Consider the following 16,303-nt stretch of genomic DNA (forward strand, 5'->3'; position numbering starts at 1 on the left):
CGTAGCGGCATGTGCTGGTGGTGCGTGCCGCCCACAGCCGCGGTCGGCGGCTGGTGTTTGGGCGCCGCTTGCCGTCGCTTCGGTGCGGTGCTCCGAATCGAGAGCAGTGCTCACGTCATCGTCGTGAGCGGTGCGCAGATTCGAGAGCAGTGCTCACGAAAGTGCTCCGCGTTCGCGCTGTCCCGGCGCTGACGCCGCGGTCGTCGGCAAGCCTTGACGGTTGACTTTCGGCAGTGGTCGACCGTCGTCGCGGCTTGTAGCTTCGGATCGTGCGGACGGTGACGAAGCGTAGGTGGCAGGTGGCGCTCGACGTTGCCCTCGGGTTGTTCCTCGCCTTCACCGTTGTCGTCGGCACGCTCGATGCCCGTTCCTACGCGGAGCTGGTCGGTGGCCTTCTCGTCGTCGCCGGCTCCGTTGTGACCGCTCGGCGGTATCCCGCCCTCTCGCTCGGCATCGCCCTGGCCGGGGCGCTGGCCGTTCCGTTCCCGTACGGCGATCACGTGCCTGTATGGGTGGTCTTCGTCCTCGTCGCGATGAGCTACCAAGCTGGGCTGCGGATGCCCCGGGCGCGGCCCGGGATTCTGACCGGCACTGCCATTGCGATCCTCGGGCTGCCGATCGCCCTCGTCTTCGGGCCGGACGGGCTGGGGGACTGGGCGGCTATGGTCGCGATCCTCGTCTTCGCCGGGCTGTCGCCGTGGCTGCTCGGCCGGTACGTGCGGGTCCGCGGTGAGCTGGCCCGCACGGGCTGGCGCCGGGCCGAGGAAATGGAGAGCCGGCAGCGGCTGGTCGCCGAGCAGGCTCGGCTGCGGGAGCGTGCGCGGATTGCCAGCGACATGCACGACTCGCTCGGGCACGAGCTGAGCCTGATCGCCGTCCGGGCCGCCGCTCTGGAGGTTGCGAGCGGGCTCGACGACGCCCAGCGCGACGCCGCCGCGCAGCTGCGGACCAGTGCCGCGACCGCGACCGAGCGGTTGCGGGAGATCATCGGCGTGCTGCGGGAAGACGCCGCGCCGGTCGAGCCGGTGCAGGGGGATCTCGGCGAGCTGATTGCTCGGGCACGAGCGTCCGGGTTGCTGATCGAGTCCACAGTCGACACTGCGGACGCGCCGCCGATGGTGGCTCGTGCCGCCTACCGCGTCGTGCAGGAAGCTCTGACGAACGTCGCGAAGCACGCTCCGGGCGCCGCCGTCACGGTTCGGGTGACCAGTTCCGGCGCGCGGACCGATGTCAGTGTCGTCAACGCGGCGCCGCCCGCCGGGCCGTTGCCCGGGGCCGCTTCCGGGCACGTCGGGCTGATCGGGCTGCGCGAGCGCGTCCGGCTCGTCGGTGGCACGCTGCGGGCCGGGCCCGACGCCGCCGGTGGGTTCGGTGTTGCCGCGATGCTGCCGCACGGAGCCGAGCCGGCCGAACTGGGCGCTTCTCCGGATGACGATGGCGAGCCGTCGACGTCGGCCCGGGCCCTCGAGCTGGCCCGGCGGGATGTGCGGCGCAGCCTGATCCAGGCGGTCGCCGTCCCGCTCGGGCTGTTCGCGATCGTGCTCGGGGTCGCCGGGATCGCGTTCCTGTACCTGTGGAACTCGTCGGAACTGCCGCCCGGCGTCTACGAGCGGCTGCGGATCGGGCAACCGCGGGCCGAGGTGGCTCCGCAGCTGCCCGAGCGTGAGCGCGTCGCCCGCCCGAACCGGGGCGAGCCGCCGTTGCCGGCCGTGCCCGGGGTCGCCTGCGAGTACTACGGCACGGGGAGGTCGTGGCTCGACAACGACTACGCCGCCTACCGGCTGTGTTTCGCCGGTGGGAGACTGGTCGCCAAGGACAGGTTCGCCGAGGGGGCATCGTGATCAGGGTCGTGCTGGCCGACGACGAAGCGATGATGCGGGCGGGGGTGGCGGCGATCATCGCCGCGGACGCGGAAATCGAGGTCGTCGCCGAAGCCGCCGACGGCCGTTCGGCCGTCTCGCAGGTCCTCGCCACGCACCCCGACGTCGTGCTGCTGGACATCCGCATGCCGGGACTGGACGGCCTCGGCGCGGCCGCCGAGATCCGGCGGCTGCTGCCCGCGACCGGCGTCATCATGCTGACGACCTTCGGCGAGGACGACTACATCGAGCGCGCCCTGAGCCTGGGCGCGGGCGGATTCCTGCTCAAGTCGGGCGACCCGCGTGAGCTGCTGGCCGGCGTGCACGCCGTCGCGGGCGGGGCCGCGTTCCTCTCGCCGAAGGTGGCGCAGCGGGTGATCGCCCGGCTTTCCGGCGGACAGCTGGCGCGTGCGGCCGCGGCCCGCGGGCGGATCGCCGCACTGACCCCGCGTGAGCGGGAAGTGCTGACCCTGCTGGGTTCCGGACTGTCCAATGCGGACATCGCGGCGAAGATGTTCGTCGTCGAGGGCACGGTGAAGGCGCACGTGAGCACCATCCTGACCCGGCTCGGCGCGAAGAACCGGGTCCAGGCGGCGATCACGGCGTACGAGGCGGGGCTGGTCGGGGGAGACGCGGCGGCGCCCACCCCGTGATCCCCGCGCCGACGCGGGCCGTGGCCCTGGCCGGCAGGCCCTTCAGCAGGGCCGTGCGCAAGGTGGTCGCGACCGGGTTGGTCAGCTGCGGGCCGAGCTTGCCCATCCGGACCGACTCGCGGACGACGTGCTGGCTGCGGGGCCGTCGCTGCCGGTCGTAGCGCACGAGAGCGGTGTCGATGTCCTGTGTGGACACCACGTGGGCGAGCACGACGGCGTCCTCGATGGCCTGGCCGCCACCCTGGCCGAGGAACGGCGGCATGGCGTGCGCGGCGTCGCCGAGCAGCACGACCCGGCCGCGCGTGTAGGTGGGCAGCGGCGTGCCGAGGTAGTACAGGTCGTGGTGCAGCACGGCTTCGGCCGGGGTGGCGGCCAGCAGGGCCGGGATCGGGTCGTGCCAGCCCCGGAAGGCCGGTTCGAGGTCGGACCGGCGGGTGCCCGGCGCGGCGAGGGCCGAGATCCACCAGTAGACGTCGCCGCCGGTCAGCGGCAGGACGCCGACCTCGGTGCCGCGGTCGAAGCTCGTGCTCAGCCCGGTGCCGGGGAGGTGCGCGACGCCGCGGAACGCCGTGCTGCCGGCGTAAACGGGCTCCGGGTGGTCCGGGAAGAGCGCGTGGCGGACCCGGCTGTGGATGCCGTCGGCCGCGACGACGACGTCGGCTCGCAGTTCTTCGCCGCCTACGCGGACCAGGCCGTCTTCGCGGACTTCGGTGACTTCTTCGCCGGTGCGCAAGCTCTCGGCGGGGACCGCGTCTCGCAGGGCGGCGATGAGGTCCCGCCGGTGGATCGCGCCGAGCGGCCGCCCGTGCCGGCGTTCGAACTCGGCGGCGTCGAAGCGGGTGATCCGGCGGCCGCGCCGGTCGCGGAAGCCGCCTTCCCGCTGCGGGGCCAGGCGGTCTCCGAGGTCGACGCCGAGTTCGTCGAGGCCGCGCTGGGCGTTCGGCCAGAGGGAGATGCCCGCGCCGACGTCGCCGAACTCGGGTGCCTTCTCGAGGACGGTGACCGTCCAGCCGACCCGGTGCAGCCCCGCGGCCGCCGCCAGTCCGCCGATGCCGCCGCCGACCACTATCGCGTGCATGTCGCCTCCTCTACATCTGTAGAGGACTCTACACCTGTAGAGTGCGATGCGTGGAACGGGTTGACGTGATCGCCGACGCGGCGATCTCCGTGATCGCGGCGGAGGGCATGCGCGGGCTGACCCATCGGGCGGTGGATCGCGAGGCGGGGCTGCCGGTCGGGTCGACGTCGTACTACGCGCGCACGCGGGCGGCGCTGCTGGAGCTGACGATCGCGCGGATCGTGGTGCTGGACCAGGCGCCGCCGCGGTCTTCGGGCTCGATGGCGGAATTCGTGGCGGGTTACGCGTTCGACGCGATCACTTCGGGACGGACGCGGATGCTGGCGCGGTACGAGTTCGCGCTGGAGGCCACGCGGCGGCCGGAACTGCGCGCGGTGTACGACGAGGGCGGGTTGCAGATCCGGCGCCAAGCGGCGGCCGCTCTGGAGGCGGCCGGGTCGCCGGCCCCCGAGCGGCACGCGAGGATCGTGGTGGACTGGATGGAGGGGACGATCTTCGGCGCGCTGGCGGGGACAGGCTCGCTGGCGCCGCCCGGCCTGGCCGAGCTGGAAGCGAGCGCCCGGGAGATCCTCGCGGGAATCGGCGTGGAGTGACCTCGCGGCCGCGAGCCGGACGGATCACCCGGCTTCTCGTCCGGCCAGGTAAGTGCGGGTGGCGAGGGTGCGGGGATGGTCCGGTCCCAGCACCCGCACCTGGTCGGCGAGCAGTCCTTCGAGCTCCTCCGCGGCCCCGTCGGGGTCGCCGGAGAGCACCCGCCAAGCGGCGAGATTGGTGCGAACGCTGTGGGTCTGCGGGTGGTCCCCGCCGAGAACCCGCAGGTGGTCGCGGAGAACTTGCTCCAACTCTTCGACCGCGTCGGCGGGTTCGCCCGCTCGGCCCCGCAGATCGGCCAGGTTGATCCGGGTGATCAACGTGCGAGGGTGGTCCGGGCCCAGCACCCGCAGCTGGTCGGCCAAGAGCTCCTGGGCCACTTCGGCAAGGTCGGCCGTGTCACCGGCGTCTCTGCGCATGGCCACGAGATTGCTGCGGGTGAGGAGGATCTGGGGGTGGTCCGGACCGAGCACCCGCAGCTGGTCGGCGAGTAGCTCCTCCAGGGCCCCGACGGCGCCGGTGAAGTCGCGTCCTTGCGCACGGCAGAACGCGATGTTGCCGCGGGTGACGAGGGTGAGGGGGTGGTCCGGACCGAGGAGCCGCACCTGGTCGGCGAGGAGCTCCTCGTAGGCCTGGGCGGCGGCCGCGAAGTCCCCGCTTTCCCCGCGCCAGTGGGCGAGGTTGCTCCGGGTGCTGAGCGTGTGGGGATGCGAGGGGCCCACCACGCGCAGGTGGTCGGCGAGCAGCTCCTCGAGCGCCTCGACAGCGGCGGCGGGATCGCCGGCGGCCCCTCGCCGGCCGGCGAGCTCGGCGCGGGTGCTGAGGGTGTGGGGATGGTCCGGACCGAGAATCCGCAAGCGATCGGCCAGCAGCTCCTCGAGCGCTTCGACGGCGCCGGCGGGGTCACCGGCTTCGCCGCGCCACCGGGCGAGGCTGTTGCGGACGGTCAGTGTGCGCGGGTCGTCCGGCCCCAGCACGCGGCGATAGTCGGGCAGCAGTTCCTCGAGCATCCGGGCCGCACCGGCCGGGTCGCCGGCCTCACCCCGCCAGTAGGCGACGTTGTTGCGGGTGATGAGGGTGGTCTCGTCGTCCGGGTCGAGGAGGCGCAGCTGGAGGTCGAGCAACTCGCCGAGCGCTTCGGCCGCGCCGGCCGGATCGCCGGCTTCTCCGCGCCGGGCGGCGAGGTTGGCTCTGGTGGTCAGGGTGTCGGGGTGGACCGGGCCGCAGAGCCGCAGCCGATCCGCGAGCAGCTCCTCGAGCACCTGGACGGCGCCGGTGGCATCTCCCGCCTCCCCGCGCCACGTGGCGAGGTTCGCGCGGGCGATGAGGGTGTCGGAGTGATCGGCGCCGAGATAACGGAGCGCGCGGTTGTGGAGCCGGGTGGCCGCGGCGATGGCCGATTCGAGCAGACCGGCCTCGCCGAGGCTCTCCACCGCGCGGAAGTTCAGCGGGTGCCCGGCCGGGTCCCAGAGCGCGTGCTCGCCGGTCTCCTGGAGGGCCACGGTGTTGGCGTGCAGGGCCCGGCGCAGTTCGTGGTCGTCTTCGATGCCGGGCCAGACGTCGGACAGCGCGTCCGCGGCGGCCCACGCCAAGTCGTCCAGGGCCTCTTCACCGAGTGAGTCACGAACGGCGCGCTGGACGAGCGCGTGTACCCGGACGGCGCGCTGGGGCTCGGCTGGATCCAGGGACAGCAGGCTGAACCGGTGCAGGAACTCCAGCCCGGCCTCGACCTGCCCGGCCGTGACCTCGCGCCCGAGGCGGTCGGCGAGGTGGTTCGCGACCGCCTCGGTGGTGAACGCCGCGAGCGGGATGCCGGCGGGATCGAGAAGCGCGCTGAGCTCCAGGACCGGCCGGGCGACACCGGCGGGCTCCAGCCGGTCGGCGGCGTCGATCGACACCGCCCAGGTCGCAGCGACGGTCTGTTCGTGCTCGTCCGGAAGCTCCTGCTCCTTCGGGAGCACGTCGCGCAAGGTCGTCCGGCGTTCGGCCAACCGTCCGCGGTAGCCGGCCGTGTCGAGCAGGGGCTTGTTGATCAGGTACGCGGCGGCCTGCGCGAGCGCCAGCGGTAGGTGCCCGAGGTCGTCCGCCAGGGCCGTCAGCTCCGCCTTCCCGCTGTCGGTGCGCGCGCGGTCCGGGAGCTTCTCGGTCAAGTAGCCGAGCCCTTCGGACGGCGTGTACAGGCCCACTTCGACGATCTGCCGCCGGTGCCCTCGCAGCGCGGCGTCACGGCGGCGGGTGGTCGTCAGGACCTGGCCGGAGGCCGAGTGCGGCGGCCACAGACCGGTCAGGTCGTCGGGCTGCTGGAGGTCGTCGAGGACGATCAGCCACCGGCGGGCGGTTTCGGCCAGCCAGCTCAGCAGCCGCCGCACCGCGCGTTCCGGCGCTGCCGGGTCCGCGCCGAGCAGATCCGCGGCGACGTCGGTGTAGGCCGCGATGATCGCGTCGCGGCTGCGCGCCGGAATCCACAGCACCAGGTCGACCGCGCCCGTGTCCCACGCGGTGTGGGCGTGGTCGGCGGCGACCTGGGTCTTGCCCACCCCGCCCAGCCCGGTGAGGACGCTCGTCGAGCCGGCGCCCGCCAGCTGCCCGGCGACGTCCCGGTGCCGGAACGCGTCGGCCCGGACCGGCACCGCGCCGAACAGCCGCCGCTCCTGCCGCGGGTCCGGTGTCCGGGGCCGCGGGGTGTTCTCCAGGAACTCCGTCAAGGTGTGGTGGTGGCCGCGAAGCCGCTTGAGCGTGGCTTCGAGGGACAGGTCGACCCCGTTGGCGCGCCCGACGGCGACGCAAGCCTTCGCGTACGCGGCGACCCGCTCCCACGGAGGGGCTTTCTTGAACTTGCCGGCCAACAGGTCCGAGAGAGAAGTCCTGGTCAGCGCGTACTCGTAGTCCTGAACGCAGGCCAGCAGCTGCTTCTGCGACGGATTTCCGGCCGCTGCGAGCAGCTCGGCCAGTTTGGCGGCGAACCACTTCTGCGGACCCGTCTCTGCGTCCACCGGCCCTCCTGTTCCGGAACCGTCCGGATCCCGGACCCCGGAAATCCCGCCCACCAGCTCGGCAGCGCGGCCCATCCGGATCGCACCGGGATCGACCCTACCGAACGGCGCCGTCCCCCATCGTGGTCGACAGCACGCCGGTCACCACCACGAGGAGGAAAGTCATGCGCCGGTACCAGCCCCGCCCGTTGGTCCGCACGGTGCTCACCGGGATCGTCTCCGGAATCGTCCGCACCCTGCTCGACGTGCTCGTCCGCCACCTGGGCGGCTGACGAGGCCGGGTCCGGCCGAGGAGACTCGGCCGGCCCCGGACGTCAGGCGTCCCGGCGGCGCAGCACCGCCGTACCCGCCAGCAGCGCCACGGCCGCCCATGCCGCGCAGATCAGGAGACCCACCCAAGGTGCGTACGGCGCCACCGTCATCGTGATCGGGTTCGGCTGTCCCGCCTCCACCATGGCGTTCACGCCCGCGATGCCCGGGAAGTACGGCATCGCCTCCGGCAGGCCCAGCGAGGCCACGATCAGCGGCAGCGGAACCAGCAGCACGATCACCGACACCAACGTCCCGGCCGCGCTGCGCAGCGCCCACGCCAATCCCGTGCACAGCAAGCCGAGCAGGGCGAAATAGCCGCCCATGCCCGTTGCCGTCGTGAAGCCCGCTTCGAGGGACGTCGGCAGGCCGTGGCCGTCCATCACCACGCGGGCCAGCACCATTCCCGCGCACGACAGCAGCACTCCGTACGCGAACAGCACCGGCAGGACCACCGCCGCCTTGGCCAGGGCCACGCGGGGCCGGACCGGGGTCCACAGCAGCGTCGAACGGATTCCGCCGCCCGCGTACTCGCTCGTCACGAACAGCGTCGCCAAGGCGATCACCGCGAACTGGGCCAGGTAGAAACCTCCGCCCAGGGCGATCGTGTGGGCGCCCTGGGGCTGGTCGCCGATGCGCTGGGCGATGGCCGACACCGTGCTGTAGAACAGCATCAGCGCCGTTCCGCCCACCAGGCACCACCAGGTCGCGCGGACCGACCAGAACTTCGTCCACTCCGCCGCCACCGCGCCCGGCAGGCCGCCTCCTCGCACTTCCACTGCCGCCGTCATGCCGAAACCCCGTATTCCACCGAAGAAGCCGTCAGTTCCATGTACGCCTGCTCGAGCGACGCCGTCCGCTCGGCGAGGCCGTGCACCCGGATCCCGAGCTCGTGCACCAGGTCGCCGACGCGGGTGACGGCGATGCCGTCCACCACCAGTTCGCCCGGCTCGCCCGGGTGCGTCAGCCCGCCTTCGGCGCGCAACCGCGCGTCGAGCGAAGCGCGCTCGGCGTCGGCCGGGACGAGGACCGAGACCGTCGTGCGGGAATTGCCCGCGATGAACTCCGCCACCGGGGCGTCGGCCAGCAGCTTGCCCTTGCCGATCACCACCAGGTGGTCGGCGGTCAGCTGCATCTCGCTCATCAGGTGGCTGGAGACGAACACCGTCCGCCCCTCGGCCGCCAGGGAGCGCATCAGCTGGCGGACCCAGCGGACGCCGTCCGGGTCGAGGCCGTTGACCGGCTCGTCGAACAGCAGCACTCCGGGGTCGCCGAGCAGCGCGCCCGCGATGCCCAGCCGCTGGCCCATGCCGAGCGAGAACTGACCGGCGCGCTTGCCGGCGACGTCGGACAGCCCGACCGTCGCCAGCACTTCTTCGACGCGGCTCGCCGCGATGCCGTTGCTGCGGGCCATGGCCAGCAGGTGCTTGCCGGCGCTGCGGCCGGGGTGCAGGGCCTTGGCGTCGAGCAGCGCGCCGACCTCGCGCAGCGGGTGCCGCAGTTCCGCGTACCGCTTCCCGCCGACCAGGGCTTCGCCCGCCTGCGGGTGGTCGAGCCCGACCGTCATCCGCATGGTCGTCGACTTCCCGGCGCCGTTGGGGCCGAGGAAGCCGGTCACCTGGCCCGGTCGGACGTCGCAGGTGAGCGCGTCGACGACGGTTTTCTCCCCGTAGCGCTTCGTGAGTCCCCTGAGTGTGATCATGCGTCGAAGTCTGCGGCCCGCGGGGGTGCGCGGGCATCGGACGACGGTCGCGGGCCGCCCCCGACTTTCGTCAGGTGCGGCGGCGGGTGTGCCGGGTCGGGACGGCGCCGGCCGGGTCCTCCGGCCAGGGGTGCTTCGGGTAGCGGCCGCGCAGGTCGGCGCGGACGGCCGGGTAGCCGGACGTCCAGAACGACGCGAGGTCGGCGGTGATCGCGGCCGGGCGGCCGGCGGGGGAGAGCAGATGCAGCACCACCGGGACGCCGGCGATCACCGGGGTTTCGGTCCAGCCGAACGTCTCCTGGAGCTTGACCGCCAGCACGGGCTGGTCACCGCGGTAGTCGACGCGGATGTGCGACCCCGACGGCACTTCGAGGCGGTCCGGGGCGAGGTCGTCGAGTTTCGCCGCTTCCGGCCAGGGGAGGAGGGCCTTCAGGGCGGTACCGGCGTTGATGTTCGCCAGGTCGGCTTTCCGGCGGGCCGTGCCGAGGTCCAGCCAGCTGTCCACATCGGACAGCAGGGCGGTGTCGTCGACCGGTGGCCACGGCGGGCCGAGGACACGGTGCAGGAAGGCCAGCCGCTCGCGGAGGCGGGTCGCGTCCTGGCTCCACCTGAGGAGGCCGAGCCCTTCGGCTTTCAGGCCGGCGACGAGGGCGTCGTGGACGTCGGCGTCCTTGAGCGGCTTCTCGGACAGGACGATGGCGCCGAGCTTGCGGACGCGCCGGGCCACGACATCGCCGTCCCAGGTCACTTCGTCCACTTCGGACACCTGCCCGGCGCGGACGGCGAGGGATTCGTCGGCGGCCGCGGCGAGCCGGATGGTGCCGTGGACGCGGCCGGGATCGCGGGTGGCTTCGGCGATCGCGAGCCACTCGGCGTCGAGGCCGCTGCCGGGCGGGAGTTCGGCAGCGGTGCCGCCGGCCATGAGGTAGACGGGCGCGCCACCCGGACGCCGCCGAGCCAGCCGCTCCGGATGCGCGAGGGCGACGACGAGGGCGGGGTCGGCCCGGCCTGCCGAGGGAGCCGAAACCAAGCCCTCCAGCCGTCGCGCCTCCCGCTTCCAGCGTCGCGAACCCTCATCGCCCGCCGAGCGCAGGCGGCGCAGCTCCGCGTTGACGTCCGTCAGCGTCGCGCCCGCGTCCAGGAGCGCCACCACCTCCGCCGCGTGGCGAGCGCCCACTTCCGCCGCCCCGTCGAGCAACGCCCGCGCCAGCCGCGGGTGCAAGCCCAGCTCCGCCATCCGGCGGCCGCGCGGGGTCACCGTTCCGTCCTCGGCCGTCGCGCCCAGCGTCACCAGCAGTGCCCGGCCCGCCGCGAGCGCGCCCTCGCCCGGCGGGTCCCACCAGGCCAGCCCGCTGCCGTCCGGGGTCGACCAGCACGCCAGCTCCAAGGCCAGCCGGGCCAGCTCGGCCGTGCGGATCTCCGGCTCCGGGTACGCCGGCAGCGTCGCCTGCTCGTGCTCGGCCCAGCAGCGGTACGCCCGCCCCGGCGCCTCCCGTCCCGCGCGGCCGGACCGCTGCGCGGCCACCGCGGCCGAGACCCGCACCGTCGCCAGACCCGGCAACCCGCGCCGGTGGTCGACGCGCGGGACCCGCGCCAAGCCCGAGTCCACCACCGCGCGCACGCCCGGGACCGTCAGGCTCGACTCCGCCACCGCCGTCGCCAGCACCACCCGGCGCCGGTCGCGTGGCCGCAGGGCGTCGTCCTGGTGCGCCGCCGACAACCGGCCGTGCAGGGGGAGAACGTCCACATCGGACAAAGACAGCAAGCTCGAAGTGCGGGCGATTTCCCCGGCTCCGGGCAGGAAGGCGAGCACATCGCCCTCGCCCGAGGACAACGCCGTCCGGACCGCCCGGGCGACGCAGGCCTCGATGCGCTCACCGCGGGCCGGCGGGACGTAGGAGAACTCCACCGGGTACGTCCGGGCTGTGGCCTCGACCACCGGGGCGTCGCCGAGCAACGCGGCCAGCCGCCCGGAGGCGACCGTCGCCGACGTCGCCAGCAGGCGCAGGTCCTCCCGCAGCCCCGCGCGGACGTCCAGGAGCAGCGCCAGCAGCAGGTCCGCGTCCAGGTGCCGCTCGTGGCACTCGTCGAGCAGCACCGTCGACACCCCGGGCAGCTCCGGGTCACCCTGCACCCGCCGGACCAGCAGCCCCGACGTCACGACCTCGATGCGGGTCCGTGCCGACACCTTCCGGTCGCCGCGCACCGCGTAACCCACCGTCTCGCCGACCGGCTCACCCAGCAGCGCCGCCATCCGCGCCGCCGCCGCGCGGGCCGCCAGCCGGCGCGGCTCGGCGACCACGACCCGGCCCTCGCTCGCCGCGGCCAGAGCCAGCGGGACCAGCGTCGTCTTGCCCGTGCCGGGCGGCGCCACGAGCACCGCGGCACCACGGGCGTCCAGCGCGGCGACGACGTCGGGCAGCACGGACCGGACCGGCAGGTCGGGCAGCTTCACTTCGACGTGACCTCGGGGGGCGGGGGCAGCTGGTAGCCGGACGGGCCGATGTTCGCGTTGAGCGAGCGCAGCCATTCGCCCGAGGAGATCATCTTCCGGATCGCGTCGTCGACCGCGGACACCCCCTGGGTGTCGTCCTTGCGCAGGCCGATGCCGTAGTTCTCCTTCGAGAACGGCTTCCCGACGATCTTCAGCAGCTCCGGGTCGCGGGCGACGTACCCGGCGAGGATCACCGCGTCCGTGGTCACCGCGTCGATCTGCCCGGCGAGCAGCGCGGTCACGCAGTCGGAGTACCGCGGGTACTCGACCAGCTGGACGGCCTGGGCGTACTTGTCCTTCACCTGCTGCGCCGGCGTCGACCCGGTCACCGAGCACAGCCGGCGGCCGTTGAGCGCCTCGGGCCCGGCGATGTCGGCCGACGTCCGGCGCACCAGCAGGTCCTGGCCGGTGGTGAAGTACGGGCCGGCGAACGACACGACCTGCTTGCGCTTGTCGGTGATCGAGTAGCTGGCCACGACCAGGTCGACGGCGCCGGAGGTGAGGTCGGTCTCCCGCGTCGCCGACGTCGTCTCGCGCCACGTGATGTCTTTCGCGGGGACACCGAGCTCACTCGCGACGAAAGTCGCGACATCGACGTCGAACCCGACGAACCGGCCGTCGATGGTGTGCTCCGAAAGCCCCGGCGCGTCGAACCGGATGCCGATGGTCAGGTGATCCGTGGCACTCGCCCGGGTGACGAGCGAGTCCGTGGGCGACACCTTCGCCGGACCGCACGCCGACGCCGTGACCAGCAGCAACGCCGAGCCGAGGAGCGTGCGCCACCGCATCCGGCCGCTCCCTCCGCCTCACGTTGTTCTCAGGTCCCCCCGTTAGCCTAAGTGCGTGGTGCGACCGTCCCAACCCGTGCTGAACACCGTCGGCACGCTCGCCCGGCTCGGGCTGGCGGCCGTCTGGCTCGTTTCCGGTGCGCTCAAGCTGGCGGATCCCGGCCAGACGCTGATCGCCGTGCAGGCGTACGAGGTGCTGCCGGACGCACTCGAAGACGTGGTGGCCATCGCGCTGCCGCTCGTGGAACTCGTGCTCGGGCTCCTCCTGCTCGCGGGCCTGGCGACCCGGTGGGCCGCCGCGGCCGCGCTGGGGCTGCTCGTCGTGCTCATCGCCGGCATCGCCCAGTCGTGGGCGCGCGGGCTGAGCATCGACTGCGGGTGCTTCGGCGGCGGCGGGCAGGTGGCGGCGGGGCAGACCGAGTACCCGCAGGAGATCCTCCGCGACACGGGGTTCGCGCTGCTGGCCGGCTGGCTGGTGGTGCGGCCGCGCACGTGGCTGTCGCTCGACGGGTGGCTGGCGCGAGGTCGCGGGAACTCGGGCGAGCCCGGGCACGACTACTCGGGTATCGCGGAAGGGAACTGATACACAGTGGGTGGAGCTGAACGGACCGCGCGGAAACGCCGTCAGGCGGCGCAGGCCGGTTCGAACGTGGTCGCGCAGGCCAGGGGAACGTCCGGGGACCGGCGGAAGTGGATCATCGGGATCGGGGCCGTAGTCGTCGTGGCCGCGCTGGTGATCGGCGGCGTGATCTGGACGATCGCGGACCGGAACCGGACCGAGGGCCAGATCATCGACGCGGGCAAGACGACGAACTCGCTCGCGGGCGACGTCACGCAGAAGCGCGACGGCGTGGTCGTCACCGTGGGCAAGCCGGGCGCCAAGGCCTCGATCGACGTCTACGCCGACTTCCTCTGCCCGATCTGCGGCGAGTTCGAGAAGCAGTACAAGAGCGACATCGAGCAGGCGATCAACGACGGCAAGCTGCAGGTGCGCTACCACATGGTGCCGCTGCTCAACGAGCGCTCCAGCCCGCCGGGCTACTCGCTCGACTCGGCGAACGCGGCGCTGGCCGCGGCCGACGCCGGCAAGTTCCTCCAGTTCCACGACGCGCTGTTCGCCAACCAGCCCGAAGAGGGCAAGCGCGGCTACGACAAGGCGCAGCTGATCGAGCTCGGCAAGAACGTCGGCATCACCGACCCGGCGTTCGCCCAGACGGTCAATGCCGGCACCTACGACCAGCAGCTGAACACCGCGTTCCAGCAGATCGAGAACGACCCGAAGCTGGCGCAGGACTTCGGCGGCGGGCAGTCCGGGTTCGGCACGCCGACGGTCACCGCGAACGGCTCGATCGTGTCCTGGCAGGACCCGGGCTGGCTCGCCAAGGTCACCGGCTGACTCCGGGCAATTCGCCCACTCGGGTCCGGGTGGTCGACTAGGCTGTTTCCCTGAGCAGGGGAACCGGGGGTGTCACGCGCACGTCGCACCCCTGGTGACAGGGAGGGCCAGTGGACGGTTCGGGGTTTCACGTCGATGAGGGCGCGTACACGCGGTACGCGCGCGAAGTCGACCCGCTCGGCGAAGACGTCAAAGGCGCGGCCGAAAAGCACGTAGGCCCGCACGTGACGCTCGGCGGCCACGGCTTTTCGGAGATGGGCACCGAGTCCGGCTTCTCCGGCGCCTACAGCGGCCGGATGCGCGCGCTGCAGGAGAAGCTGCACCGCGTCGGCGGCGGCTGGGGGCAGGTCGGCGAGGCCGCGCGGCAGACCGATCGCAACTACGCGGCGGTCGAAGGCGAACACGGCGATGTCCTCCGGCGGCTCGGCGGCGATTCGTGACCGAGCACACCGACCAGCTCGTCCGGCACCACCTGGACACGACGAACCAGTTCGCGCAGAAACTGCGCCACGACCCGGCGGCCATCGGCGGCGCGCGGGACGCGCACCACGCCCTGCAGACGTCGGTGGGCCGCTCCCGCGACGTCGCGTCGGAGCAGCGCGTCAACCTGGCTTCGGCCACCTCCGGCTCGACGACCGACCGCGCCACGGCGACGTCGCAGAGCCTGGAGAAGGAGGTCCAGGACCTCCTCGACGAGAGCGCCGAGATCGAGAAGGCCGTCGCCGAGGCGGCCGAGACGCTGCACGTCGGCGAGATCAAGAACGACCAGGTCCGCGACCAGATCATCAAGGAGATCGCGGCGTCGATGAAGGCGCTGGAAGCGGTCAAGACCATCCAGCCGCCGGAGAGCCGCGGCGCCGCCTCGCGCGACATCCTGATGAAGCTGCAGACGAAGATCAGCCAGCTCACCGGCCAGGCGGCGACGTTCAGCGAGCAGACGATCAACGACCTGACCGCCATCGGCACCCGCCTCGGCGGCGAGGAGCAGGCGACGTCGTCCTCTTCGGCGTCCTCGACGAAGGTCGGGTCGTCGTTCAACAGCAACAGCGGGTACTCCGGCGGATCGGACGGCGGCGGCGGCGGTGGCGGGGGCGGCGGCGCCGTCCACAAGCCGCGGCTGCCGGTCGCGATCCCGCCGCAGCCCGGCAGCGGCGTCGCGATCAACCTGCCCGGCGGCAAGCAGGTGATGGCGCCGAACGAAACCGCGGCCAAGGCGGTGCGCAACGCGCTCGCGCAGCTGGGCGTGCCGTACGTCTGGGGCGGCACCGCCCGAGGTGTCGGCCTCGACTGCAGCGGGCTGACCATGACGTCCTACCAGGACGCCGGCCTGCAGCTGCCGCGGACGGCGGCGCAGCAGACGGTGGGGGCCGAGGTGCCCTCGATCGACCAGCTGCTGCCCGGCGACCTCGTCGTCTGGTCCGGTCACGTGGCGATGGTGATCGGCGACGGCCAGATGATCGAGGCGGGCGACCCGGTGCAGATCAGCAAGATCCGCACCACGAACGCGGGACAGTCGTTCATCGGTTTCTACCGGCCCACGGGGTGATGGCTTTGGCTGACTTCGACGTCGAACTGGCGTCCGCGCGGATCGCCGAGCAGGCGTCCCGGGCGGGCGCCGAGGTTTCCGCGCGGCTCGAGCGCTCGGGCCCGGTAGTGGGCAAGGCCGCGTCCGGGGGCATCGAGGTCCAGGTGGCGCCGGGCGGGTTGCTGACCGGCCTGTCGATCCACCGGTCCGAGCTGCGGCAGGGGTCCGCGGTGCTGGCCGACCGGATCTTCGAGCTGGCCCAGCGCGCGACCCGGCGGGCGGGCGACCGGATGTACCACGCGCTGTCCTCGGCCGTTCCCGCGGAACAGCTGGAAACCCTGGGCTACCAGCCGATCCCGGACGACGACCCGGACGCCGAGACGTACTCGTACGGAGAGGGACAGCGGTGATCACGACCCGTCAGCTGATCGCCCAGGCCCGGGCGCGCGAAGAGGCGATGTCCCGGGTCGAGGAACTCCTGGCGTCGGCTTCCGGCACGGCGCACGACCGCGACGGGCAGGTCGAGGTGACGGTGGACGCGCGGGGGAAGCTGCTGCGGCTGTGGCTCGCGCCGTCGGCGGTCGAGCTGGGGGAGGGCCTGGGGCCGCTGGTGGTGGAGATCGCCCAGGCGGCCATGCGCGAGGCCACGCAAGACGGGTACAACAAGGTCGCCTTGCTGGTGGGCGAGGACATGACGTTCATGATCGAGCAGATGACGGGGATGCCGGCGCCGGCCCGGGCGGCGGACGACGACCCGGGGATGACGGTCGAGGAGTTCCAGCGGCTGCGGGAGGAGCGGCTGGGGTCCGCGCCCGCTGCCGCTCCCGCTTCTCTCGCTTCGAGTGTCGAAGACGAGGACGCCTACTGGGAGAGCTTCGACCCGGCTTCGCTGCGCTCGGATCGGTGAGCAGCCCC

At 72.9% G+C, this 16,303-nt stretch carries 15 protein-coding genes; 9 read left to right on the forward strand and 6 right to left on the reverse strand.

The genetic code is table 11. The annotated features are described in order from the left end of the window. Positions 1 to 269: 269 nt before the first annotated feature. Positions 270 to 1,841, forward strand: a complete 1,572-nt coding sequence (locus H5965_RS37625) for a histidine kinase (RefSeq protein ID WP_310975810.1) — start codon at positions 270 to 272, stop codon at positions 1,839 to 1,841. Further along, positions 1,838 to 2,512: a response regulator transcription factor gene (locus H5965_RS37630; RefSeq protein WP_310975811.1), complete on the forward strand. Its 675-nt coding sequence runs from the start codon at positions 1,838 to 1,840 to the stop codon at positions 2,510 to 2,512. The genes H5965_RS37625 and H5965_RS37630 overlap by 4 nt, the downstream gene beginning before the upstream one ends. Here H5965_RS37630 and H5965_RS37635 read toward each other — a convergent pair. Continuing rightward, positions 2,457 to 3,590, reverse strand: coding sequence for an FAD-dependent monooxygenase (locus H5965_RS37635; RefSeq protein ID WP_310975812.1), 1,134 nt, complete (start codon positions 3,588 to 3,590; stop codon positions 2,457 to 2,459). The two genes, H5965_RS37630 and H5965_RS37635, sit on opposite strands and share 56 nt — an antisense overlap. Positions 3,591 to 3,640: 50 nt before the next feature. Here H5965_RS37635 and H5965_RS37640 point away from each other — a divergent pair, with 50 nt between their 5' ends. Next, complete coding sequence (locus H5965_RS37640; protein ID WP_310975813.1) at positions 3,641 to 4,183, forward strand: TetR/AcrR family transcriptional regulator; 543 nt, start codon at positions 3,641 to 3,643, stop codon at positions 4,181 to 4,183. A 24-nt stretch (positions 4,184 to 4,207) separates the two neighbouring features. Here H5965_RS37640 and H5965_RS37645 read toward each other — a convergent pair whose 3' ends face one another. The 5 genes from H5965_RS37645 to H5965_RS37665 all read right to left on the reverse strand — a co-directional run bounded on the left by H5965_RS37645 (position 4,208) and on the right by H5965_RS37665 (position 12,467). After that, the gene (locus tag H5965_RS37645; RefSeq protein ID WP_310975814.1) at positions 4,208 to 7,174 is read right to left on the reverse strand and encodes a tetratricopeptide repeat protein; all 2,967 of its coding nucleotides are present in this window, start codon (positions 7,172 to 7,174) and stop codon (positions 4,208 to 4,210) included. Between the two features lie 314 nt (positions 7,175 to 7,488). Beyond that, positions 7,489 to 8,274, reverse strand: coding sequence for an ABC transporter permease (locus tag H5965_RS37650; RefSeq protein WP_310975815.1), 786 nt, complete (start codon positions 8,272 to 8,274; stop codon positions 7,489 to 7,491). Next, on the reverse strand, positions 8,271 to 9,185 hold the full coding sequence (locus H5965_RS37655; RefSeq protein WP_310975816.1) for an ATP-binding cassette domain-containing protein: 915 nt from the start codon (positions 9,183 to 9,185) through the stop codon (positions 8,271 to 8,273). Before H5965_RS37655 ends, H5965_RS37650 begins: the two co-directional genes overlap by 4 nt. A 70-nt stretch (positions 9,186 to 9,255) precedes the next feature. Next, complete coding sequence (gene hrpB / locus H5965_RS37660) at positions 9,256 to 11,640, reverse strand: ATP-dependent helicase HrpB (protein ID WP_310975817.1); 2,385 nt, start codon at positions 11,638 to 11,640, stop codon at positions 9,256 to 9,258. Further along, on the reverse strand, positions 11,637 to 12,467 hold the full coding sequence (locus H5965_RS37665; protein WP_310975818.1) for a glutamate ABC transporter substrate-binding protein: 831 nt from the start codon (positions 12,465 to 12,467) through the stop codon (positions 11,637 to 11,639). Before H5965_RS37665 ends, hrpB begins: the two co-directional genes overlap by 4 nt. A 76-nt stretch (positions 12,468 to 12,543) precedes the next feature. Here H5965_RS37665 and H5965_RS37670 point away from each other — a divergent pair, with 76 nt between their 5' ends. The 6 genes from H5965_RS37670 to H5965_RS37695 all read left to right on the forward strand — a co-directional run bounded on the left by H5965_RS37670 (position 12,544) and on the right by H5965_RS37695 (position 16,295). Next, a complete protein-coding gene (locus H5965_RS37670; RefSeq protein WP_310976044.1) occupies positions 12,544 to 13,050 on the forward strand; it encodes a MauE/DoxX family redox-associated membrane protein in 507 nt (168 codons plus the stop codon). A gap of 66 nt (positions 13,051 to 13,116) precedes the next feature. Next, positions 13,117 to 13,863: a thioredoxin domain-containing protein gene (locus H5965_RS37675; RefSeq protein WP_310976045.1), complete on the forward strand. Its 747-nt coding sequence runs from the start codon at positions 13,117 to 13,119 to the stop codon at positions 13,861 to 13,863. A 110-nt stretch (positions 13,864 to 13,973) separates the two neighbouring features. Next, complete coding sequence (locus H5965_RS37680) at positions 13,974 to 14,303, forward strand: hypothetical protein (RefSeq protein ID WP_310975819.1); 330 nt, start codon at positions 13,974 to 13,976, stop codon at positions 14,301 to 14,303. Beyond that, positions 14,300 to 15,409 (forward strand): NlpC/P60 family protein, encoded by a 1,110-nt coding sequence (locus H5965_RS37685; RefSeq protein WP_310975820.1) that lies wholly within the window; start codon positions 14,300 to 14,302, stop codon positions 15,407 to 15,409. The genes H5965_RS37680 and H5965_RS37685 overlap by 4 nt, the downstream gene beginning before the upstream one ends. Beyond that, positions 15,409 to 15,798: a YbaB/EbfC family DNA-binding protein gene (locus tag H5965_RS37690; protein WP_310975821.1), complete on the forward strand. Its 390-nt coding sequence runs from the start codon at positions 15,409 to 15,411 to the stop codon at positions 15,796 to 15,798. The genes H5965_RS37685 and H5965_RS37690 overlap by 1 nt, the downstream gene beginning before the upstream one ends. Then, positions 15,795 to 16,295 carry a YbaB/EbfC family nucleoid-associated protein gene (locus H5965_RS37695; RefSeq protein WP_310975822.1) on the forward strand — a complete coding sequence of 167 codons (501 nt, stop codon included), beginning with the start codon at positions 15,795 to 15,797 and terminating at the stop codon, positions 16,293 to 16,295. The genes H5965_RS37690 and H5965_RS37695 overlap by 4 nt, the downstream gene beginning before the upstream one ends. Positions 16,296 to 16,303: the final 8 nt, after the last annotated feature.

The sequence above is a fragment of the Amycolatopsis sp. 505 genome (assembly GCF_031625235.1).
Lineage (GTDB): Bacteria > Actinomycetota > Actinomycetes > Mycobacteriales > Pseudonocardiaceae > Amycolatopsis.

What these genes read in the sequence shown, in the direction of transcription:
- H5965_RS37635 (WP_310975812.1), bottom strand. Translation starts at nt 3,590, where the DNA reads ATGCACGCGATAGTGGTCGGCGGCGGCATCGGCGGACTGGCGGCGGCC.
- H5965_RS37650 (WP_310975815.1), bottom strand. Translation starts at nt 8,274, where the DNA reads ATGACGGCGGCAGTGGAAGTGCGAGGAGGCGGCCTGCCGGGCGCGGTG.
- H5965_RS37655 (WP_310975816.1), bottom strand. Translation starts at nt 9,185, where the DNA reads ATGATCACACTCAGGGGACTCACGAAGCGCTACGGGGAGAAAACCGTC.
- H5965_RS37665 (WP_310975818.1), bottom strand. Translation starts at nt 12,467, where the DNA reads ATGCGGTGGCGCACGCTCCTCGGCTCGGCGTTGCTGCTGGTCACGGCG.
- H5965_RS37690 (WP_310975821.1), top strand. Translation starts at nt 15,409, where the DNA reads ATGGCTTTGGCTGACTTCGACGTCGAACTGGCGTCCGCGCGGATCGCC.